Genomic DNA, 18,878 nt, shown 5'->3' with positions numbered 1-18,878 from the left:
TATCAATCTGGTTTCTATTTCTGATATACGATCTTACCTTCAATCATCGTATAGTATACCATTGCATCGGTATCAAGTCCGAGTTTTCCTTTCATTACAATAATATCTGCATCTTTTCCTTCTTCCAGGCTTCCCAGACGGTCTTCTACACCCAGCACCTTTGCAGCATTGATCGTAACCGTTCTTACTGCTCTCTCCTGTGCAAGTCCTTCACGCACTGCTTCTCCCACATGATGATACAGGGATTCTTCACTCAGAATCGGTGAATCAGTGATCATCGCCACATTCACCCCTCTGTCATCCAGCATTTTTACAGCTTCCACATCGATTTTTCTACGTTCTCCAGGACTACGGTAAGTTGCAATCGGTCCGTAGCATATATCGCATCCGCTTTCCACGATTTCATCCAGATAATCGGTTGCTCCCCATGCATGTTCTAATGAGAAGTGTACGTTGTATTTTTTCGCAATCTCGATTGCTGTGAGCATATCATACTGTGTACAGTGGATCTTACATGGAATTTCTCCTTTTAAAGCCAGGCAAAGAGCTTCCATATCCGGATCATACTCCACTTCTTTATTCTGTTCTTTGTCTTCCATGTATTTCTTTGCTTTTGCAAAGGTATCATCCAGAACCTTAGCGATTCCCATTCTCGTCATCGGAAGCCGTTTCATATCACCATATGTATTTTTCGGATTTCCTCCAAGTGCGATCTTCACCGCACATGGTGATTTGATTGTCATATCAAACACATTGTTTCCATAAGTTTTAAGTGCAAACGGAAGTCCGCAGAATACATTTCCGCTTCCAGGTGTCAGAAGCATGGTTGTTATTCCGTGCTCATAAGCTACTTTAAATTCTCTTGCTTTTGGATTTGTTCCAAAACGTGCATCAACAGAAAGAGTAACCGGATTTGTCATCTCATTGGCATCGTCTACACACGGATCCACATTGAAATCAAATAATCCGATGTGAGAATGTGCATCGATAAGTCCCGGAAGAACATAATATCCTTCTGCCTCAATGAGCTTATCTCCATCCTCTAAGCAGTCTTCACTGATATGTTCTGCTACTTCTTTGATCTTTGTTCCTTCGACGAGAATATCACCCTGAAAGATGCCCTTATCCTCTGTCATTGTATACAAAATACCATTTTTGATTAATGTCTGCATTACGATAATACCACCTTTCCATTTATCATACAAAACTGTACATGTGCCGCATAAGATTTTACAGGATGATCACTGTAAATTGTGATGTCCGCATCTTTTCCAACTTCGATACTTCCGATCCGATCTGCAACACCAAGCATCTCGGCTGGCTGGATCGTCATCATTTTTACTACATCCTCGGCATCGATTCCTGCACGATATACTTCGATCGCACTCCAGATGAATACTTCTCTACCTTCAGAAGCACCTTTGCATGTGTTTGTAAATGCGATGCGGTTTCCGTTTTCTACCAGTTCTTTTAATCTGGAAAGGTCGATTTCATGTTTTGAAATCTGTGACAGATTGCTGAAATTACCAAAGATAATTCCAACTTTCTTTTCTTTCAGTTCTTCGATCGCATCGCCGAATTCAAATCCATCTACAATTGTAAGCTGGATATCTTCATCTTTCAGAAGCTCCATAAGACACTGAATCTCACCTGCAGTTTCTGCAGCGATGACAAATGGCATCTGATATTTCTTCAAAAGGTCATCTTTTCTGATTGCTTCTTTGAGCAAATGGAAAATTCCCATTCTTGTTTTCGGCATCTGGTTACTTGCACCATACACATCCTTAACGGTTGAGCATACACTTCCTTTCATTGCTGCATGCTCTTTTACAATACGGTTCGCCATATGATCCGGAGCTGTCTTACATACTGTGATCTGTCCTCCGATCACATTGCAGTGATCCGGTGAAAATCCAACAGATGTAATTCCTGATTTATAGAATTCCTGTGCATTCACTTCATCTGGATCGATGGCATACTTCACGCTCAGATCCGGATTAATTACATTTGTAGTTTCTGCATTATCTCTGTAACGAGTCGGAATCCCCATAGCTCCGATAGAAGAATGTGGATCGATGAAACCAGGGAAAACCTGTTTTCCTGTTGCATCGATAATTTCTGCATCTGCTTCGCAGATATTCTTTTCGATTTTCTTAATCTTTTCCCCCTCGATTAAGATATCATAGTTTTCAAGCACTTCACCCGTTCCGGTATGAATGGTTCCATTTTTAATTACATACATAATCATTTCTCCATTTACTTTTATTTTTTAAACCTAAAGTGCCATAGAGGTTTTATAACCTCTATGACATTTCAATTTAGTTTACTCTGTAAGTCAATATACTATTTTTCAATATAAACCTGAGAGAAATCAACCTGACCAACTGTAGAAACGAAGTAGTTCTTCACATATTTCTTAACAAATGTAGGTGCCTCTTCAACATAAGTAGGTTCGATCAGTCCTGACTTAACAACCAGTTCTTCTGCCTGCAGATAAAGCTCTGCCTTCTTCTGGTCATCAACTTCAAATTTTGCTTCATTTAAAAGTTCCTGGTATTTCTTAGGATCTTCTCCTGACCATCCTGTCTTTTCTGCGTTGAAGTATCCATTATCAGGATCGAACAACTGAAGAAGAGCACTTGGTTCATTGTAGTATGGTCCCCAGCCGCCTGTTGCGATATCGTAATCACCGGCGTCAATCTTATCCCACATGATGTTCCATTCCATCATATCGATTTCGACATTGATTCCAAGAACGCTTTCCCACTGCTGCTTCATCCATTCAGCAATCTTTTTAGATACTTCAGATGTACCACGGCTTGCATAACGGATTGTTACCTTTGACGGGTCTGGATCTTTACCAAGTTCTTTTAAGCCTTCAATAAGTAAAGCTTTCGGATCTTTGATTTCTTCCTGAAGTTCCTGAACGAAATGATTCTTTCCGCCAACTAATTCTGTGTAAGTTTTTTCTCCAACCTGGACAGTATCTGGCATCATAGAATAAATCGGAACGCCTTTTCCATTACGAAGAGTATCGATCATTTCCTGACGGTCATAAGCTACAGTTAAAGCCTGTCTGATCTTTTCATTACACAGATATTCGTTTGCTGCATTCAGCATGAAGAATTCCGGTGAACTATCCGGAACCTGATATGATTCAGATTCTCCCTGTTCTTCGATAGTCTTTCCCCAGTTTGCATCCGTTGTACCGATCACATCCAACTCACCGTTGATGTAAGACTGAACTGCAGTACCTGATTCCTGAATGACCTTGCAATTGATCTTGTCAAGCTTCACATCGTCAGCTCCCCAGTATTGGTCATTTCTTACCACTACCATTTCTGTATTCTGGCTCCAGCTTTCAATCTTGAATGGTCCGTTAAATACAGTCTTTGTTTCAGATGTTGCATAATCACTTCCAAGCTCTTCATACATTGCTTTGTTTACCGGATAAGCTGATGAAGAAACCAGTTCCAGGAAGTAAGATGCCGGGTGGATAATTTTGATTTCCAATGTATCTTCATCAATGGCGTGCACACCGATATCTTCCGGTTTCTTTCCCTGATCATAAAGAGCTTCTGAGAAGTTCTCGATAACTCCGTCAAACAGCCATGCGTTTGTTGCTGCAACGGAAGGAGTTGCCATCTTCTGGAAAGTAAATTCAAAGTCATTTGCTGTTACTTTCGTTCCATCACTCCACTTTGCATCTTTGTTCATGTGGAAGGTATAAGTAAGTCCGTCTTCACTTATATCCCAGCTTTCTGCTGCAGCAGGAATGATCTCATAAGTATTTCCATCCCGAGTTACTCTTTTAACGAGTGGGTCTAACACCATATTAAATGCTGCGTTATCAGGACCTGTTGTGTTGATCAGCGGGTTCAGTCCGACAACCACACTGTTGTTGGAGATGTTCAGAACCTGTTCTGTTTTTCCGTCAGAACTTGCTTTTTTGTCATCTCCGCCACATCCGGCCAGACAGCTGACAGCCATTGCTACTGCAAGCCCCATTGCTAATGTTTTTCTTTTTTTCATAGTCTTCCTCCTTTATATCCAGCAAGATTACGCTTGCGGGTGATCTTCCATCAACTCTTTTGCTCTGTGACAAGCTACGAAGTGTTCCGGTGCGAGTTCCTCAAGCTTCGGTGTTTCCTGATGACATTTTTCTGTTGCATATCTGCATCTTGTCACAAATCTACATCCAGGTTTTGGATTAACCGGGCTTGGAATCTCTCCTTCCAGTCGAATTCTCGTCTTCTGTTCTTCTGTATCCGGATCCGGAATCGGAATCGCTGCCATCAACGCCTTTGTATATGGATGAAATGGTTTCTGATATAACTCATCACTCTCTGCAAATTCAACCATATTTCCCAGATACATTACACCGACACGGTCTGAAATATGTTTTACCATAGACAGATCATGTGCGATAAAGAGATAGGTCAGATTTTTCTTCTGCTGAAGTTCGATCAGCAGGTTAACAACCTGTGCCTGAATGGAAACGTCAAGTGCAGAGATTGGCTCATCACAGACAATAAATTCCGGTTCGATTGCAAGTGCTCTTGCAATTCCGATACGCTGTCTTTGTCCACCCGAAAACTCATGAGGGAAACGAAGTGCATGCTCTCTGTTAAGTCCGACCAGTTCCAGTAATTCATAAATCTTTTCTTGACGTTCTTTACCAGTGTAAAGCTTATGGATATCAATTCCTTCCCCAATGATGTCACCGACTGTCATTCTTGGATTCAGTGAAGAATACGGATCCTGGAAAATAATTTGAGCTCTTTTTGTAAACTCTTTCTTTTCTTTTTTATTCAGTTTATTAATATCGACTCCGTCAAAAAGAACCTCACCGTCTGTTGCCTTATAAAGCCCCATAACTGTCTTTCCACAGGTTGTTTTTCCACAGCCGGATTCACCTACAATTCCAAGAGTCTCACCTTTATAGATCTTAAAGTTTACTCCATCCACTGCCTTCAGTGTCTGGTTTCTTCCAACCTGAAAATACTTCTTCAAATCTTTTACTTCGATCAATACTTCTTTCTTATCCATGGTTACTGTCTCCTCCTTATCATATTCTCAGGAAGATTGCTCACATCCGCTCTTGGATCGTGAAGCCAGCAGTTACATTCCTGTGTATCACTGAATTTTGTAAGCTCCGGATATTTCTTTCTGCAGATCTTCATTCCATACTCGCAACGTGGAGCAAAAGAACATCCAACCGGTGGATTAATAAGATCCGGCGGCGTTCCTTTTAAGGAATACAATGTTTCTTTATTTGTAGAATGGATCTTCGGAACGGAATCCAGAAGAGCTCTCGTGTAAGGATGTGTAGACTGATAGAAAATTTCTCGTACATCACCACGTTCTACAATTTTTCCTGCATACATAACCTGAATCTTATCTGCAACGCTCGCTACAACACCTAAGTCATGTGTTACAAGGATCATCGCCATATCCAGTTCTTTTTGCAATTCTCCGATCAGCTCCATGATCTGTGCCTGGATCGTTACGTCCAGAGCAGTGGTCGGCTCGTCTGCGATCAGGATTTCCGGTTTACATGCAAGCGCAATTGCGATCATCGCTCTCTGTCTCATACCGCCGGAAAACTCAAATGGATACTGTTTCATTCGTTTTTCTGCATTTGGTATTTTAACCAGCTGCAGCATTTCTAAAGCTTCTTTATGTGCTTCTTCTTTAGAAATCTGTCTATGGATCAGAATACTTTCCGCAATCTGATCTCCGATCTTCATGGTCGGATTCAGTGAAGTCATTGGATCCTGGAAAATCATTGAAATTTTGCTTCCTCGAATAGAAACCATTTCATTTTCTGACTTTTTCAGAAGATCTTCCCCATGAAACAATACTTCAGAATTTTCATTTAATAATGTGTTTGATTCTGGAAGCAATCGCATGATTGCTTTTGAAGATACCGTCTTACCACAACCAGACTCTCCTACTATCGCAAGAGTTTCTCCCTTATGCAGATCAAAATCTATTCCTCTTACTGCGTGTGAGATTCCGGCGTAGGTCTTAAAAGATACCTCCAGATTTTTCACTTCCAGTATTTTTTCTTTCATCTTGTAGTTCCCCCTTTTATTTTCTCAGCTTCGGATCCAATGCATCTGAAAGTCCATCACCGATCAGATGGAAAGTCAGCATTGTAAGTACGATCATCAGACATGGGAAGAACAATTCATGCGGGTAAAACATAAGTTGCTGCTGTCCTGCTGATGCAAGTGCTCCCCAGCTGGTTTCCGGTGGTCTTACTCCAAGTCCGATATAACTTAAGAAAGCCTCACTGAAAATAAATCCCGGAACTGACATCGTAATATCAACCATAATAATTCCAAGTGTATTCGGAAGAAGATGTTTGATAATAATACGTCCCGTTGACGCGCCAAGTGCTGTTGCTGCCTGCACATAATCCTGTTCCTTGATCTGAAGGATCTGTCCTCGTACCATACGCGCGGTTCCTACCCACGCGGTAAGACTCATCGCAAAGACGAGGGAGAACATACTTCTTCCAAGTACCATGGATAAAATTACTACAATGATCAGATACGGCAGGTTTCCGATAAATTCACAGATACGCATGATAATATCATCTACAAGTCCGCCTTTTAATCCTGCCAGTGCACCAAGAAGTGCTCCGATCACAAACATTACCAATGTACAACATAAACCGATATAGATTGAAATACGTCCACCGACACAGACACGGGTAAAGAGATCTCTTCCCATATCATCAGTACCGAACCAGTGTGCACTGCTTGGTCCCTGGTTCTTAATTGACGCATCAATCAGCTGATAATTCTGTCCTGTAATCACTGGTCCGATAAACAGGATCACTACGATCACAGCTAATAATATAAGACCAAATATCGCAAGTTTATTTTCCCTGAATCTTCTCCAGACATCCGCCCAATAGGTCAGGGATTTCTCTCCGATATCTTCACCAGATAATCCTTCCGTCCCGATACGTTTAAAATCATCTGATTCATTCCATTCTTCTGTCATTACTACCTCTTTTGTACTCATCAGAAGCCCTCCTATTTCTTACCTTTTGCAACTCGGATTCTCGGATCGACGATTCCGTACAGAATGTCTACGACAATCAGCGAGCCAACGAACAAAATAGCAAAGAAAATTGTAAGACCGATTACCATCGTATAATCATTATCCGAAACTGCTTTTACATAATAGAATCCAAGTCCCGGAATCGCAAACATACGTTCAAGGATGAATGATCCTGCAAAAATTCCTGCCAGAGAAGGTCCGATCATTGTAATGATCGGAAGCATTGCATTTCTCAAAATATGTTTCCGTACCACTCTTTTTTTCGTACATCCCTTTGCTTTCGCTGTGATAATATAATCTTCCCCAATTACAGACAGTGTACTGCTCCTCATATATTTTGTATAAGATGCAATTCCTCCGATTGCATAGGCGGCAACAGGAAGAATATAGTGTTTTAATTCTCCCCAGCCAAATACCGGCACCAGTTTCCATTTGAATGCAAGAAAATACTGCAATACCGATGCAAATACAAAACTAGGAACACAAATTGCCAATACAACGAGTACCCTTATGACATGATCCACCGGTTTTCCCCGGTTCAGTGCTGCAACCATTCCAAGACTGATACCAATCGTCACCTGGAACAGCAATCCCAATAACCCAATCTTCGCTGATACCAACGTATTATTTTTTATAATATCATTTGCTGACTGTCCGGTATAAATAATTGATTCCCCAAAATCTCCTGTCGTCAGAAGATTCTTCATATACGTTGTATACCGCTTTACTACCGGCTGGTCCAGTCCGTATTTCTCACGGATGATTTCCTGTGCCTGTTCCGGCATCTGTCCGACTTTTGCAGCGATCGGATCTCCCGGAGCACCTGCCACCAGAAAAAATGTTGCTGTGGCAATCAAGAACAATGTCAACACAGCATATGTCAGCCTTTTCCCAATAAATTTAACCATACCTTCAGTTCCTTTCTCCGTTTTTCTTTTGATTTTCATACAGAACATGCGGGACAACCATGTAGTGGATTTCTATCTCTTTACAGATATCTTCGACTGTCCCATTATGAAACAGATCCAAAATTCTCTGATGATTGATGTGGACCACATCAAATGGTACCAGAGTTTTTGTATCCATCGTATAATATGCCGCCGTATTTCCTCCTTCCAGTATTTTCCAGATTCTATGAAGTTTTTCACTGTGTGCGGTCTTCACAATACATTCATGGAACTGTTCATCGAATTTTATAACATCATACAGATTTTTCTGATTAGCCGCTTTCTCCATGGAAAGGACAAGCTTCTGCATCTCTTCATCCTGTTCTTTGCTGATCTCTCCCCCGCACATCTGCACTGCCAGTTTCTCAAGCGTAGACTGGATCAGGTATGTTTCCTGCATCTCTTCATAAGTCATCGTCTTTACTACGCAGCCTTTCTGTGCTTCATATACAACCAGCCCTTCTTCTTCGATCTGCCTGAGAGCTTCTCTTAAAGGACCTCTGCTGACTTTCAGCTCTTCTGCTACTTTTGCCTCTATAATTCGTTCTCCCGGTTTGATCTCTCCTGATAAAATCTTGTGTCTTAAAATTTCAACTACTTGCTCTCTTAATGTTTTACGTATTATCATTTTGTCTTCCTTTTCACAATTATTTAGAGTTTATAGGCTTATTTAACAATGTTACTACGATAAGTCTACATCATTTTGTGAAGAATGTCAAATGTAAACATTTCTCATTCTTCATTTTCTTCTGCAAAAAAACAAAAATCTTGCAAGAATGTTAAATATTTCTCACAAGATTTTTATTTTTTATAATATCTTTCACTTATTTCAGTACCAGTTTTGCTGCTCCGCAGATTCCTGCATCATTTGCAAGCTCTGCAAGTGCAAATTCTGTATCTTTATCTGCAAAGAATGCCATTTCTTTAAATGGTCCTTTGATGTAATCGAGCAGAACCTCTCCGGCTTTTGATACACCTCCGCCGATTACGATAACCGCCGGATCACATGCAGCTGCAAGGTTCGCCAGCGCATGTCCCAGATAATTTCCAAATTCAGTTGCGATTTCGATTGCAACTTCGTCTCCGGCTTTCACTGCATCAAACACTTCTTTCGCAGACATCTCTGCCACATTTCTGAGGGTACTTGGTTTCTCATCTTTTGCAAGACGCATATTGGCAAGTCTTGTGATTCCTGTTGCAGAAGCATACTGTTCCAGACAGCCTTTCTTTCCACATCCACAGGTTTCTGTCTCCTGGTAGTTTACACACAGATGACCGATCTCTCCGCCAGCTCCGTGTGCCCCTACAAGGCATTTTCCATCCACAATGATTCCACCGCCAACACCGGTTCCAAGGGTAACCATAATAACATTCTTGTGACCTTTTCCGCCACCTTTCCACATCTCACCAAGCGCAGCTACATTTGCATCATTCCCCGGAATCACTTTCATTCCGTCAAGAAGCTCTTCCAGTTCACGTGTCACTTCTTTGTATCCCCATCCGAGATTTGCTGTATTCTGAACAATTCCATCCTCGGTTACCGGTGCCGGGAGCCCCATTCCAAGTCCGATGATCTGTTCTTTCACCAGGTCCTTCTCTGCCATCTTCGCTTTCACTGCCTGTGCAATATCCGGGAGGATTGCTTCTCCCTGGTTCTCCGTACGTGTCTTGATCTCCCATTTGTCAAGAAGCTCTCCGTCTTCCTGAAAAAGTCCCATCTTTACTGTCGTTCCGCCTATATCGATACCAAAACAATATTTCATCTGTCTCCTGCTCCTTACATATTCTTTTTTAGATTTTCCTGTACCCGGCGGTACAGCTCCTGAGCTGCGTTATAACCCATTTGTTTCTGTCTGTGATTGACTGCCGCTGATTCTACGATAATGGCAACATTACGTCCCGGGCGGATTGGAATACTGTGGCATACAACCTTATTACCAAGAAATTCTGTATACTCCTCAGTAAGTCCAAGCCTGTCGTACTCACGATCCTTGTTCCAGTCCTCAAGCGTGATGACGAGATCAATATTTTGTGTCTCTCTTACACTCTGCACACCAAACAGCGTCTTTACGTCAATGATACCAATTCCGCGAAGTTCAATAAAATGGCGGGTAATATCCGGTGCTGTACCAACAAGAGTATCATCACTGACCTTCCGGATCTCCACCACGTCATCTGTTACCAGACGATGACCTCGCTTGATCAGCTCCAGTGCCGCCTCACTTTTACCGATACCGCTGTCTCCCATGATCAGAACACCGACTCCATAACAGTCCACCAGTACCCCGTGAATTGAAATACACGGTGCCAGTTCCACTTTCATCCAGCGGATCAGTTCTGCTGAAAAGGAAGAGGTCTGTTTATCCGTAATAAATACCGGAATATTGTTCTTCACTGCTTTCTCCAGAAATTCCGGATCCGGCTGCAGATTTCTGCAGAAAATAAAGCATGGAATCCCATAATCAAGCAGTGTATCATATATTTTCATCTTATGCTCATATTCCAGTGTCTGCAGATAAGTGTACTCTACATATCCGATAAGCTGAATCCGTTCGCAATCAAAATGATCAAAAAATCCGGCGAGCTGAAGTGCCGGACGGTTAATATCCGGAATTTTTACTTCCCGCTGTGTCATATCGACATCCGGAGTAAGATTTCTAAGTTCCATCTTCTCTACGATTTTTGTTAATGTTACTCCCATAGTCCTGTCTCCTTTTATTGTTCTTCCATCCGAGTAGCTTCTGTATCTTCCATTTCGCTTCCTCTGAAAAAATTATACACGCTTTTGGCTGATTTTTCATCCATTGATGGAATTTTTTTCAAATCTTCCACCTCTGCATTCTTAATCTCATCCAGACTGGCAAATGTCCGCATCAGTGCTTTTCTTCTCGCAGGTCCGATTCCCGGAATATCATCCAGGATCGAATGCACTTGTCCCTGACTACGCAGTTTCCGGTGAAATTCTATAGCAAATCTGTGCGCCTCATCCTGCACTCTTGTGATCAGTCGAAACCCTTCGGAATTGCGGTCGATCGGAATCTCGATATTCTGATAGTAGAGTCCTCTCGTCCGATGGTGGTCATCTTTGACCATACCACATACCGGAATGGATATATGAAGTTCATCCAGTACTTCCAGTGCTATATTAACCTGTCCTTTTCCACCATCCATCATGATCAGATCCGGAAAAACATTAAAACTTCCCAGCTCTTTCCCGCTTTTCTGTTCCTCCAGACCATGCCGGAATCTTCTGGTGAGGACCTCACGCATACTTGCATAATCATCCGCCCCCTGCACACCCTTAATGTGGAACTTACGATAATCGTTTCGTTTCGGTTTGCCCCTCTCATAAACGATCATCGACCCTACCGAGGCAAATCCATTGGTATTGGAAATATCATACGCCTCCATACGCACCAGGTTATTAAGATCAAGCAACTTTTCTATTTCTTTTACTGCACCGATCGTTCTTCCTTCTTCACGCTTGATACGCTCCTTATCTTTTTCCAGTACCATCTTTGCATTTTTCGCCGCAAGCTCAACAAGCTTTTCTTTTTCCCCTTTTTTCGGGATACGGAAATGAACCTTATGCCCACGTTTTTCTCCAAGCCATGCTTCCAGGATCTCCCGCTCTTCCGGTTCCACCGGAAGCATCAGTTCGCCCGGAATATATGGCGTTCCGGCATAAAACTGCTTAATAAAGCTGGAGAGGATCTCTGCATTTTCATCTCCCTGGGCAATCCGCAGATAAAAATGATCTCTGCCGATCAGACGACCATTGCGGATAAAGAATACCTGTACCACCGCATCCTCATGCTCTCTTGCAAGAGCCACAATATCCCGGTCCTCGCCCCCTGTATCGGTAATCTTCTGCTTCTGTGCAATCTGCTTCACGCTGTGCAGAAGCTCCCGGTATTCAATTGCTTTCTCAAATTCCAGATCATCCGATGCCTCCTGCATCTTTTTCTCCAGATCCTTTAAGATTTTATCATAATTTCCTCCCAGGAATTTGAGTACTTCATCAACCGATTCTCTGTATTTTTCCTGCGAAATATACCCCTGACACGGTGCATCGCACTGCTTGATATGATGATAGAGACAGCATCTTTCTTTCCCGATATCGCGCGGAAGGATGCGGTTACAGCTACGCAGACGGTAAAGCTTCCGGATCAGTTCGATCGTATCTTTTACCGCCGTCACACTGGTATAAGGGCCGAAATACTTTGACTTGTCCTTCTTCATCTGCCTTGCCATCATAATCCTTGGATATGCTTCGCCGGTTGTCACTTTGATAAATGGATAACTCTTATCATCCATCAGCATCGTATTGTACTTTGGCCGGTGTTCCTTGATCAGATTGCATTCCAGAACCAGTGCTTCCAGTTCCGAATCCGTCACGATATACTCAAACCGGGTGATATGCGTCACCATCTGGTCAATCTTGGCCCCCCGGTTCCTGCTCGGCTGAAAATACTGTCTGACACGGTTCTTCAGGCTGATCGCCTTTCCAACATAAATGATCTCGTCCTTTTCCCCATGCATCAGATAGACTCCCGGTTTCCCAGGAAGTTTTTTAAGTTCGTCTTCAATAATAAATGTCTGATTTTCCATAGTCACATTATACCTTGCTTCCTGCAGACAATACAAGTCATTCTTTCAAAAGAATCTACAGAAAAAAAAGAGGCTTCAGAACTTATTGTTCTGAAACCTCTGCATCTTCTGTTATTTTAGACTAGTCACGCTTCTGCGGAAGGATGAATCCGTCTTCATCTCTTTCTACTTTCTTCTGCGTTTCTTTCTCTTCCTGCTGTGCAGCTTCGGTATCTGCCTCTTTCTTCGGCATCTCGATCGTCTGCTCTTTTACAGGATTCTCTTCTTTCTTTTCTTCCGGTTCCGGAATTCCTTCACATCTGCGGTAAATCTTCATGAATTCTTTTCCGGTGATCGTCTCTTTCTCAATCAGGAATCCGGCGATCTGATCCATCGTTTCACGATGCTCGGAAAGCATTCTCTTCGCTTCTGCATATGCTCCCTTAAGCATCTTCATAACTTCCTGATCGATTTCTGCCGCGGTTGCCTCTCCGCAGTTCATAACAGCTCTTCCGTCCAGATAACGGTTCTGGATAGATTCCAGTCCGATAAGTCCGAATTTTTCTGACATACCGTACTGTGTTACCATCGCTCTTGCAATCTTGGTTGCCTGCTCAATATCGTTCGATGCTCCGGTTGTAACTGTGTCAAACACCAGTTCCTCTGCTGCACGTCCTGCAAGAGCTGTCACCAGCATTGCTTCCAGCTCAGCCTTGGTATTCAGGAACTTTTCTTCCTCCGGTGTCTGCATCACATAACCGAGTGCACCCATGGTTCTCGGAACGATTGTAATCTTCTGTACCGGTTCTGCGTCCTTCTGAAGGGCAGTTACCAGTGCATGACCGACTTCATGGTATGATACGATACGGCGTTCTTTCTGGCTCATGATACGGTCTTTCTTCTCTTTACCCACAAGAACGACCTCAACAGCCTCAAAAAGGTCTGCCTGAGATACAACATTTCTTCCTTTTTTTACTGCATTGATCGCAGCCTCGTTGATCATATTGGCAAGATCAGAACCGACTGCCCCGGAAGTTGCAAGTGCAATCTCTTCCAGATTGACTGTCTCATCCATCTTAACATCTTTGGCATGTACTTTCAGGACATCAATACGTCCCTTGAGATCTGGCTTATCTACGATGATACGTCTGTCAAATCTTCCCGGACGGAGAAGCGCCGGATCCAGGATCTCCGGACGGTTCGTTGCCGCAAGAAGCAGAAGACCTTTATTACTGTCAAATCCATCCATCTCTGCAAGGAGCTGATTCAGTGTCTGTTCTCTTTCATCATTGCCACCAAGCTGTGAATCTCTGCTTTTTCCGATCGCATCGATCTCATCGATAAAAATAATACACGGCGCCATCTGCTGTGCCTGCTTAAAGAGGTCTCGTACTCTTGACGCTCCGACACCGACATACATCTCAACAAATGCAGAACCTGAAAGAGAGAAGAACGGTACTTTTGCTTCTCCGGCAACTGCTTTTGCAAGAAGTGTCTTACCGGTTCCGGGAGGGCCTACAAGAAGTGCTCCCTTCGGAAGCTTCGCTCCGATTCCGGTGTATTTGCCAGGGTTATGCAGGAAATCGACTACTTCCTGCAGGGATTCTTTTGCTTCATCCTGACCGGCTACATCCTTAAATGTGACTCCGGTAGATTTTTCCACATACATCTTGGCATTGCTCTTACCAACGCCCATCATGCCGCCACCCTTTGTCATACGGCGCATCAGCATCACGCCCAGACCAATCATGATCACAAGCGGAACAATGTTGACCAGAAGATTCATCACCATATAAGATGTAGAATCCGGTATCTTCTGTTCATACTCAACACCTGCTTTATACAGTCTGTCCGAAAGGGTATCATCCTTCACAATACCGGTATAATACTGCTTCCTTGTCACATTACTGAACAGACCTGTACTGTCATCGCTGCTGTCCTTACTGCTGCTGTCGTTGTTATCTGCTACAGAACCTTCGACCACATCGCTCTCAGAAGCGCCTTTTTTCTTGCTGTTCTTCATCTCAGCTTCTGTCTTCGCTGTGATCACAATCTTGTCATCCTCGATCACAACTTTCTTAACTTCCCCGGAATCTACCATGTTCAGGAACTGATCATAGGTAATCTCCCGGGCATCTGTGTCTTCCCGGAACTGATACAACGCAAATACGATAAACGAGATCAGCATAACGGTAAATAATATAATATTCCATCTTTGGCGGTTATTTTTATTATTCGGATTATTATTTCCCGGAAGATTCTGCTTATTTCTATTATTCTGGTTATCCATACCTACCTCCTAAGTGTCGTCCTCTCTATTATAAGTAGGCGTTTTTTAGAAATCAATGAAAAATTTATGAAAAGATTGTAAAAAAGTCATATTTTATAGTATACTAGGTTTGAATTGCTTCTATGAAAGTAAAATTATGGACAAAAAGGATGGAACTTTATGAAAATTGGGTTTGATAATGAAAAATACCTGCAAATGCAGTCTTCTCACATTCGTGAGCGAATCAATCAGTTTGACAACAAACTGTATCTCGAATTCGGTGGAAAGCTTTTCGATGACTATCATGCTTCCCGCGTGCTTCCGGGATTTCAGCCGGACAGCAAATTACATTTACTAAAAGAATTATCGGATACCGCAGAGATTGTGATCGTTATCAGTGCAGCCGATATTGAAGCCAACAAAATCCGCGGTGACCTCGGGATCACTTATGACACTGACGTTCTCCGCCTGAAAGACGAATTTGAAGCCAATGGTCTCTTTGTCGGAAGTGTTGTTATCACACAGTACTCCGGACAGAACAGTGCCGATCTTTTCAAAGGACGTCTGGAAAAGCTTGGCATTAAAGTTTATATCCATTATGTAATAGAAGGTTATCCTTCCAACATCCCGCTGATCGTAAGTGACGAAGGATACGGAAGGAACGAATATATTGAGACAAGCAGACCTCTGGTTGTCATCACCGCACCTGGACCTGGAAGTGGAAAGATGGCTACCTGCCTTTCCCAGCTCTATCATGAGCACAAGCGCGGAGTCCGCGCAGGATATGCCAAATTCGAAACCTTCCCGATCTGGAATATCCCGTTAAAGCATCCGGTCAACTTAGCATATGAAGCAGCTACTGCTGACCTTAACGATGTAAATATGATCGACCCGTTCCATCTGGAAGCTTACGGTGTTACTACCGTCAACTACAACCGTGACGTAGAGATCTTCCCTGTACTGAGTGCAATTTTTGAGCGCATTTACGGAGAAAATCCATACAAATCACCAACAGACATGGGTGTTAACATGGCAGGTAACTGCATCTGTGACGATGAAGTCTGCAAAGAAGCTTCCCGTCAGGAGATCATTCGCCGCTACTACCGCACCATGGACCGTTTCCTTTCCGGTGAATGCCCGAAGGAAGAGACTTATAAGGTCGAGCTTCTGATGAATCAGGCAGGAGTTACCGTACATGACCGTAAGGTTGTTGATGCCGCTCTTGCACGCGCTGAAGAAACCGGTGCACCGGCTGCCGCTCTGGAGCTTCCGGACGGACGCATCGTAACAGGAAAAACCTCTGATCTGCTTGGCGCATCTGCTGCCCTGATCCTGAACGCCTTAAAAGAACTCGCCGGAATCGATCATGATATGCACCTGATCTCACCGACTGCCCTGGAACCGATCCAGAAAGTTAAAACCGAATTCCTTGGAAGCAAGAACCCAAGACTTCACATCGATGAAGCTCTGATTGCACTTTCTATCAGTGCCTCTTCCAATCCGGTTGCTGAACAGGCACTCAGACAAGTCCCGAATTTAAAAGGCTGCCAGGCTCATGTATCCGTTATGCTTGCAAATGTAGATATCCGTCTGTTCCAGAAGTTATCCATCCAGGTTACATCTGAACCGAGATACGAGAAAAAACCGATCTATCAGTAGACAAATATTATATTTTTGATTTTTATACACCCATTTCAAAAAAAATTGTTGTATTTTTTTCTGGAATGGGTGTATACTTTTAAAGTATTTTATAGGGGAATTGATTTCAAGGGGAAATCAAAGTAGCGAGGGAGCCACATAAATTTGTTTTTATGGGGTTTTTTTCTATTTTTATCCGTCAGAAGGTTATATCGGACTTTCTTGGTGAATAAAAATCGCATTCTATCTTATTTTTTACAGAACACAATGAGTAGTAGACAAAAAAAATTACCATAAGGAGGGAACTGGAACTATGGCAGTTAAGTATGTATTTGTTACCGGAGGCGTTGTCTCAGGTCTTGGAAAAGGAATCACAGCAGCTTCTCTTGGGCGTCTGCTCAAGGCACGCGGGTACACAGTTACAATGCAGAAATTTGATCCGTACATCAACATTGACCCGGGTACAATGAATCCGGTACAACACGGTGAAGTTTTTGTAACAGACGATGGAGCTGAGACAGACCTTGACCTTGGACATTATGAAAGATTTATCGATGAAAGTCTTACCAAGAACTCGAATGTAACGACAGGAAAGATTTACTGGTCCGTTCTTCAGAAAGAACGTCGTGGAGATTTTGGTGGAGGAACCGTACAGGTCATCCCGCATATCACGAATGAGATCAAGAGCCGTTTCTATCGTAACCCTGCAGCTACAGATACCGAGATTGCGATCATCGAAGTCGGTGGAACCGTCGGAGACATCGAAAGCCAGCCTTTCCTGGAATCTATCCGCCAGTTCCAACATGATATGGGACATGACAATGTTGCGCTGATCCACGTCACACTAATCCCATATCTGCATGCTTCCCAGGAGATGAAGACCAAACCGACTCAGGCAAGCGTAAAAGAATTACAGGGAATGGGAATCCAGCCGGATATTCTGGTCTGCCGTTCTGAGCATCCACTGGATCAGGGAATCAAAGACAAGATCGCCCTTTTCTGTAACGTGCCATCTGATCACGTTCTTCAGAACCTGGATGTGGAATACCTTTACGAAGCACCACTCGCCATGGAAGAAGAACATCTCGCTTCCGTTGTATGCGAATGCCTGAAGCTTGACTGTCCGGAACCAGATCTGAAAGACTGGAAAGAGATGGTCGAATGCCTGAAACATCCGACACAAGATGTAACAGTCGCCCTGGTCGGCAAATATATCCAGCTCCACGACGCATATATCAGCGTTGTTGAAGCATTAAAACATGGCGGCATCTACAGCCACACAACCGTAAATATCAAATGGATTGACTCTGAAACTGTCACACCGGAAAATGTCGATGAACTTCTCGGTGATGTAAGTGGTATCCTCGTACCTGGTGGATTCGGTGACCGTGGTATCGAAGGTAAGATCGAAGCCATCAAATATGCAAGAACACATAAGGTTCCGTTCCTCGGACTCTGCCTTGGAATGCAGCTTGCCATCGTAGAATTTGCAAGAGACGTTGTCGGATATCATGATGCACACAGCGTAGAACTGAATCCAAACACTACACATCCGGTCATCCACATCATGCCTGACCAGATCGGTATTGAAGACATCGGTGGAACCCTTCGTCTTGGTTCTTATCCTTGTGTTCTTAACAAAGAATCAAAAGCTTATAAATTATATGGAAAAGAAGAGATCCACGAACGTCATCGTCATCGTTATGAAGTCAACAATGACTACCGTGATGCTCTTACCCAGAACGGTATGCTCTTATCCGGACTTTCTCCGGACGGCAGAATCGTAGAGATGGTGGAAATTCCGGAACATCCTTGGTTCATCGGAACCCAGGCACATCCGGAACTCAAATCCCGTCCGAACAAACCACATCCGCTGTTTAAGGGATTTGTGGAAGCTTCTCTGGAATATAGTAAAGAGAAGTAATAAAGTGAAATTATATCGTTTCTAAGTAAAAGAAACTCCAGAATCAGCAGTATAAAATTGATTCTGGAGTTTTTCTTTATTCATTCTTTTTTAACCATTTTAGAATTCCGTATATACATATGATTGATAAGATCGGTCCAAACCATTTCAATATGAAAAGAAATGTGTTTTGAATGGAAAATATCCATTCACTATTTGCTGCCAAAATACCATTTCCTGTTGTAATTTGAAACTGGAGCCAGGTATCTAATGCGGTATAGCCATAATATACAATTAACATAATGCCTAACGGAATCGAAATCAATAATATAATATTTCTTCTTTTCATACCATGATTACCTCCCTCCACCATCCATTTGTATTACTTTAATTATATGATGCCAGGGTCAAAAGCCCCAAAATAGAACCTTGAAAATTTAATATTTTACAGTAA

The 18,878-nt window shown here is 42.8% G+C and carries 15 protein-coding genes; 2 read left to right on the top strand and 13 right to left on the bottom strand.

Annotated features, from left to right (window positions below):
- Window positions 1–14 precede the first annotated feature (14 nt).
- The 12 genes from PGU50_RS08705 to ftsH form a co-directional block, all read right to left on the bottom strand.
- Window positions 15–1,172, bottom strand: a complete 1,158-nt coding sequence (locus PGU50_RS08705) for an amidohydrolase family protein (RefSeq protein WP_118198562.1) — start codon at window positions 1,170–1,172, stop codon at window positions 15–17.
- Entirely contained in the window at window positions 1,172–2,242 is a 1,071-nt protein-coding gene (locus tag PGU50_RS08700) for an amidohydrolase family protein (RefSeq protein ID WP_270203586.1), read from the bottom strand. Before PGU50_RS08700 ends, PGU50_RS08705 begins: the two co-directional genes overlap by 1 nt.
- A gap of 101 nt (window positions 2,243–2,343) precedes the next feature.
- Entirely contained in the window at window positions 2,344–4,032 is a 1,689-nt protein-coding gene (locus tag PGU50_RS08695; protein ID WP_270246715.1) for a peptide ABC transporter substrate-binding protein, read from the bottom strand.
- Between the two features lie 27 nt (window positions 4,033–4,059).
- Entirely contained in the window at window positions 4,060–5,049 is a 990-nt protein-coding gene (locus tag PGU50_RS08690) for an ABC transporter ATP-binding protein (RefSeq protein WP_270246714.1), read from the bottom strand.
- A 2-nt stretch (window positions 5,050–5,051) separates the two neighbouring features.
- Window positions 5,052–6,077 carry an ABC transporter ATP-binding protein gene (locus PGU50_RS08685; protein ID WP_270203583.1) on the bottom strand — a complete coding sequence of 342 codons (1,026 nt, stop codon included), beginning with the start codon at window positions 6,075–6,077 and terminating at the stop codon, window positions 5,052–5,054.
- A gap of 16 nt (window positions 6,078–6,093) precedes the next feature.
- On the bottom strand, window positions 6,094–7,038 hold the full coding sequence (locus tag PGU50_RS08680) for an ABC transporter permease (protein ID WP_270246713.1): 945 nt from the start codon (window positions 7,036–7,038) through the stop codon (window positions 6,094–6,096).
- Window positions 7,039–7,049: 11 nt separating this feature from the next.
- A complete protein-coding gene (locus tag PGU50_RS08675; RefSeq protein WP_270203581.1) occupies window positions 7,050–7,985 on the bottom strand; it encodes an ABC transporter permease in 936 nt (311 codons plus the stop codon).
- A gap of 4 nt (window positions 7,986–7,989) precedes the next feature.
- The gene (locus PGU50_RS08670) at window positions 7,990–8,652 is read right to left on the bottom strand and encodes a GntR family transcriptional regulator (protein WP_270246712.1); all 663 of its coding nucleotides are present in this window, start codon (window positions 8,650–8,652) and stop codon (window positions 7,990–7,992) included.
- Between the two features lie 196 nt (window positions 8,653–8,848).
- Window positions 8,849–9,787 carry an ROK family glucokinase gene (locus PGU50_RS08665; protein ID WP_173824719.1) on the bottom strand — a complete coding sequence of 313 codons (939 nt, stop codon included), beginning with the start codon at window positions 9,785–9,787 and terminating at the stop codon, window positions 8,849–8,851.
- Between the two features lie 14 nt (window positions 9,788–9,801).
- Window positions 9,802–10,725, bottom strand: coding sequence for an HPr(Ser) kinase/phosphatase (hprK, locus tag PGU50_RS08660; RefSeq protein WP_117835624.1), 924 nt, complete (start codon window positions 10,723–10,725; stop codon window positions 9,802–9,804).
- 14 nt (window positions 10,726–10,739) lie between these two features.
- Window positions 10,740–12,635 carry an excinuclease ABC subunit UvrC gene (gene uvrC / locus PGU50_RS08655; protein WP_117824783.1) on the bottom strand — a complete coding sequence of 632 codons (1,896 nt, stop codon included), beginning with the start codon at window positions 12,633–12,635 and terminating at the stop codon, window positions 10,740–10,742.
- A gap of 121 nt (window positions 12,636–12,756) precedes the next feature.
- Window positions 12,757–14,904 carry an ATP-dependent zinc metalloprotease FtsH gene (gene ftsH / locus PGU50_RS08650; protein ID WP_055156964.1) on the bottom strand — a complete coding sequence of 716 codons (2,148 nt, stop codon included), beginning with the start codon at window positions 14,902–14,904 and terminating at the stop codon, window positions 12,757–12,759.
- A 159-nt stretch (window positions 14,905–15,063) separates the two neighbouring features.
- On the opposite strand from ftsH, the gene PGU50_RS08645 reads away from it, so the two are divergent.
- Both PGU50_RS08645 and PGU50_RS08640 read left to right on the top strand, forming a co-directional pair.
- Window positions 15,064–16,542 (top strand): DUF1846 domain-containing protein, encoded by a 1,479-nt coding sequence (locus PGU50_RS08645; protein WP_008374444.1) that lies wholly within the window; start codon window positions 15,064–15,066, stop codon window positions 16,540–16,542.
- Window positions 16,543–16,834: 292 nt separating this feature from the next.
- Window positions 16,835–18,445 (top strand): CTP synthase, encoded by a 1,611-nt coding sequence (locus PGU50_RS08640; protein ID WP_022220297.1) that lies wholly within the window; start codon window positions 16,835–16,837, stop codon window positions 18,443–18,445.
- A 76-nt stretch (window positions 18,446–18,521) separates the two neighbouring features.
- On the opposite strand, the gene PGU50_RS08635 is transcribed toward PGU50_RS08640, so the two are convergent.
- On the bottom strand, window positions 18,522–18,773 hold the full coding sequence (locus PGU50_RS08635) for a hypothetical protein (protein ID WP_118218080.1): 252 nt from the start codon (window positions 18,771–18,773) through the stop codon (window positions 18,522–18,524).
- Between the last annotated feature and the right edge of the window lie 105 nt (window positions 18,774–18,878).

This window comes from Coprococcus sp. AM11-30B (assembly GCF_027674365.1).
In the GTDB taxonomy this organism is placed as follows: Bacteria; Bacillota; Clostridia; order Lachnospirales; family Lachnospiraceae; genus Allocoprococcus; species Allocoprococcus comes.
The sequence above is the reverse complement of the archived record's forward strand: the minus strand, read 5'-3'. Positions and strand labels throughout refer to the sequence as shown.

Coding starts and splice junctions, on each gene's coding strand:
- PGU50_RS08700 (WP_270203586.1), bottom strand. CDS start 2,242: ATGTATGTAATTAAAAATGGAACCATTCATACCGGAACGGGTGAAGTG.
- hprK (WP_117835624.1), bottom strand. CDS start 10,725: ATGGGAGTAACATTAACAAAAATCGTAGAGAAGATGGAACTTAGAAAT.
- PGU50_RS08670 (WP_270246712.1), bottom strand. CDS start 8,652: ATGATAATACGTAAAACATTAAGAGAGCAAGTAGTTGAAATTTTAAGA.
- PGU50_RS08685 (WP_270203583.1), bottom strand. CDS start 6,077: ATGAAAGAAAAAATACTGGAAGTGAAAAATCTGGAGGTATCTTTTAAG.
- PGU50_RS08645 (WP_008374444.1), top strand. CDS start 15,064: ATGAAAATTGGGTTTGATAATGAAAAATACCTGCAAATGCAGTCTTCT.
- PGU50_RS08665 (WP_173824719.1), bottom strand. CDS start 9,787: ATGAAATATTGTTTTGGTATCGATATAGGCGGAACGACAGTAAAGATG.
- PGU50_RS08690 (WP_270246714.1), bottom strand. CDS start 5,049: ATGGATAAGAAAGAAGTATTGATCGAAGTAAAAGATTTGAAGAAGTAT.
- PGU50_RS08675 (WP_270203581.1), bottom strand. CDS start 7,985: ATGGTTAAATTTATTGGGAAAAGGCTGACATATGCTGTGTTGACATTG.
- PGU50_RS08640 (WP_022220297.1), top strand. CDS start 16,835: ATGGCAGTTAAGTATGTATTTGTTACCGGAGGCGTTGTCTCAGGTCTT.
- PGU50_RS08695 (WP_270246715.1), bottom strand. CDS start 4,032: ATGAAAAAAAGAAAAACATTAGCAATGGGGCTTGCAGTAGCAATGGCT.
- PGU50_RS08680 (WP_270246713.1), bottom strand. CDS start 7,038: ATGAGTACAAAAGAGGTAGTAATGACAGAAGAATGGAATGAATCAGAT.
- PGU50_RS08635 (WP_118218080.1), bottom strand. CDS start 18,773: ATGAAAAGAAGAAATATTATATTATTGATTTCGATTCCGTTAGGCATT.
- PGU50_RS08705 (WP_118198562.1), bottom strand. CDS start 1,172: ATGCAGACATTAATCAAAAATGGTATTTTGTATACAATGACAGAGGAT.
- ftsH (WP_055156964.1), bottom strand. CDS start 14,904: ATGGATAACCAGAATAATAGAAATAAGCAGAATCTTCCGGGAAATAAT.
- uvrC (WP_117824783.1), bottom strand. CDS start 12,635: ATGGAAAATCAGACATTTATTATTGAAGACGAACTTAAAAAACTTCCT.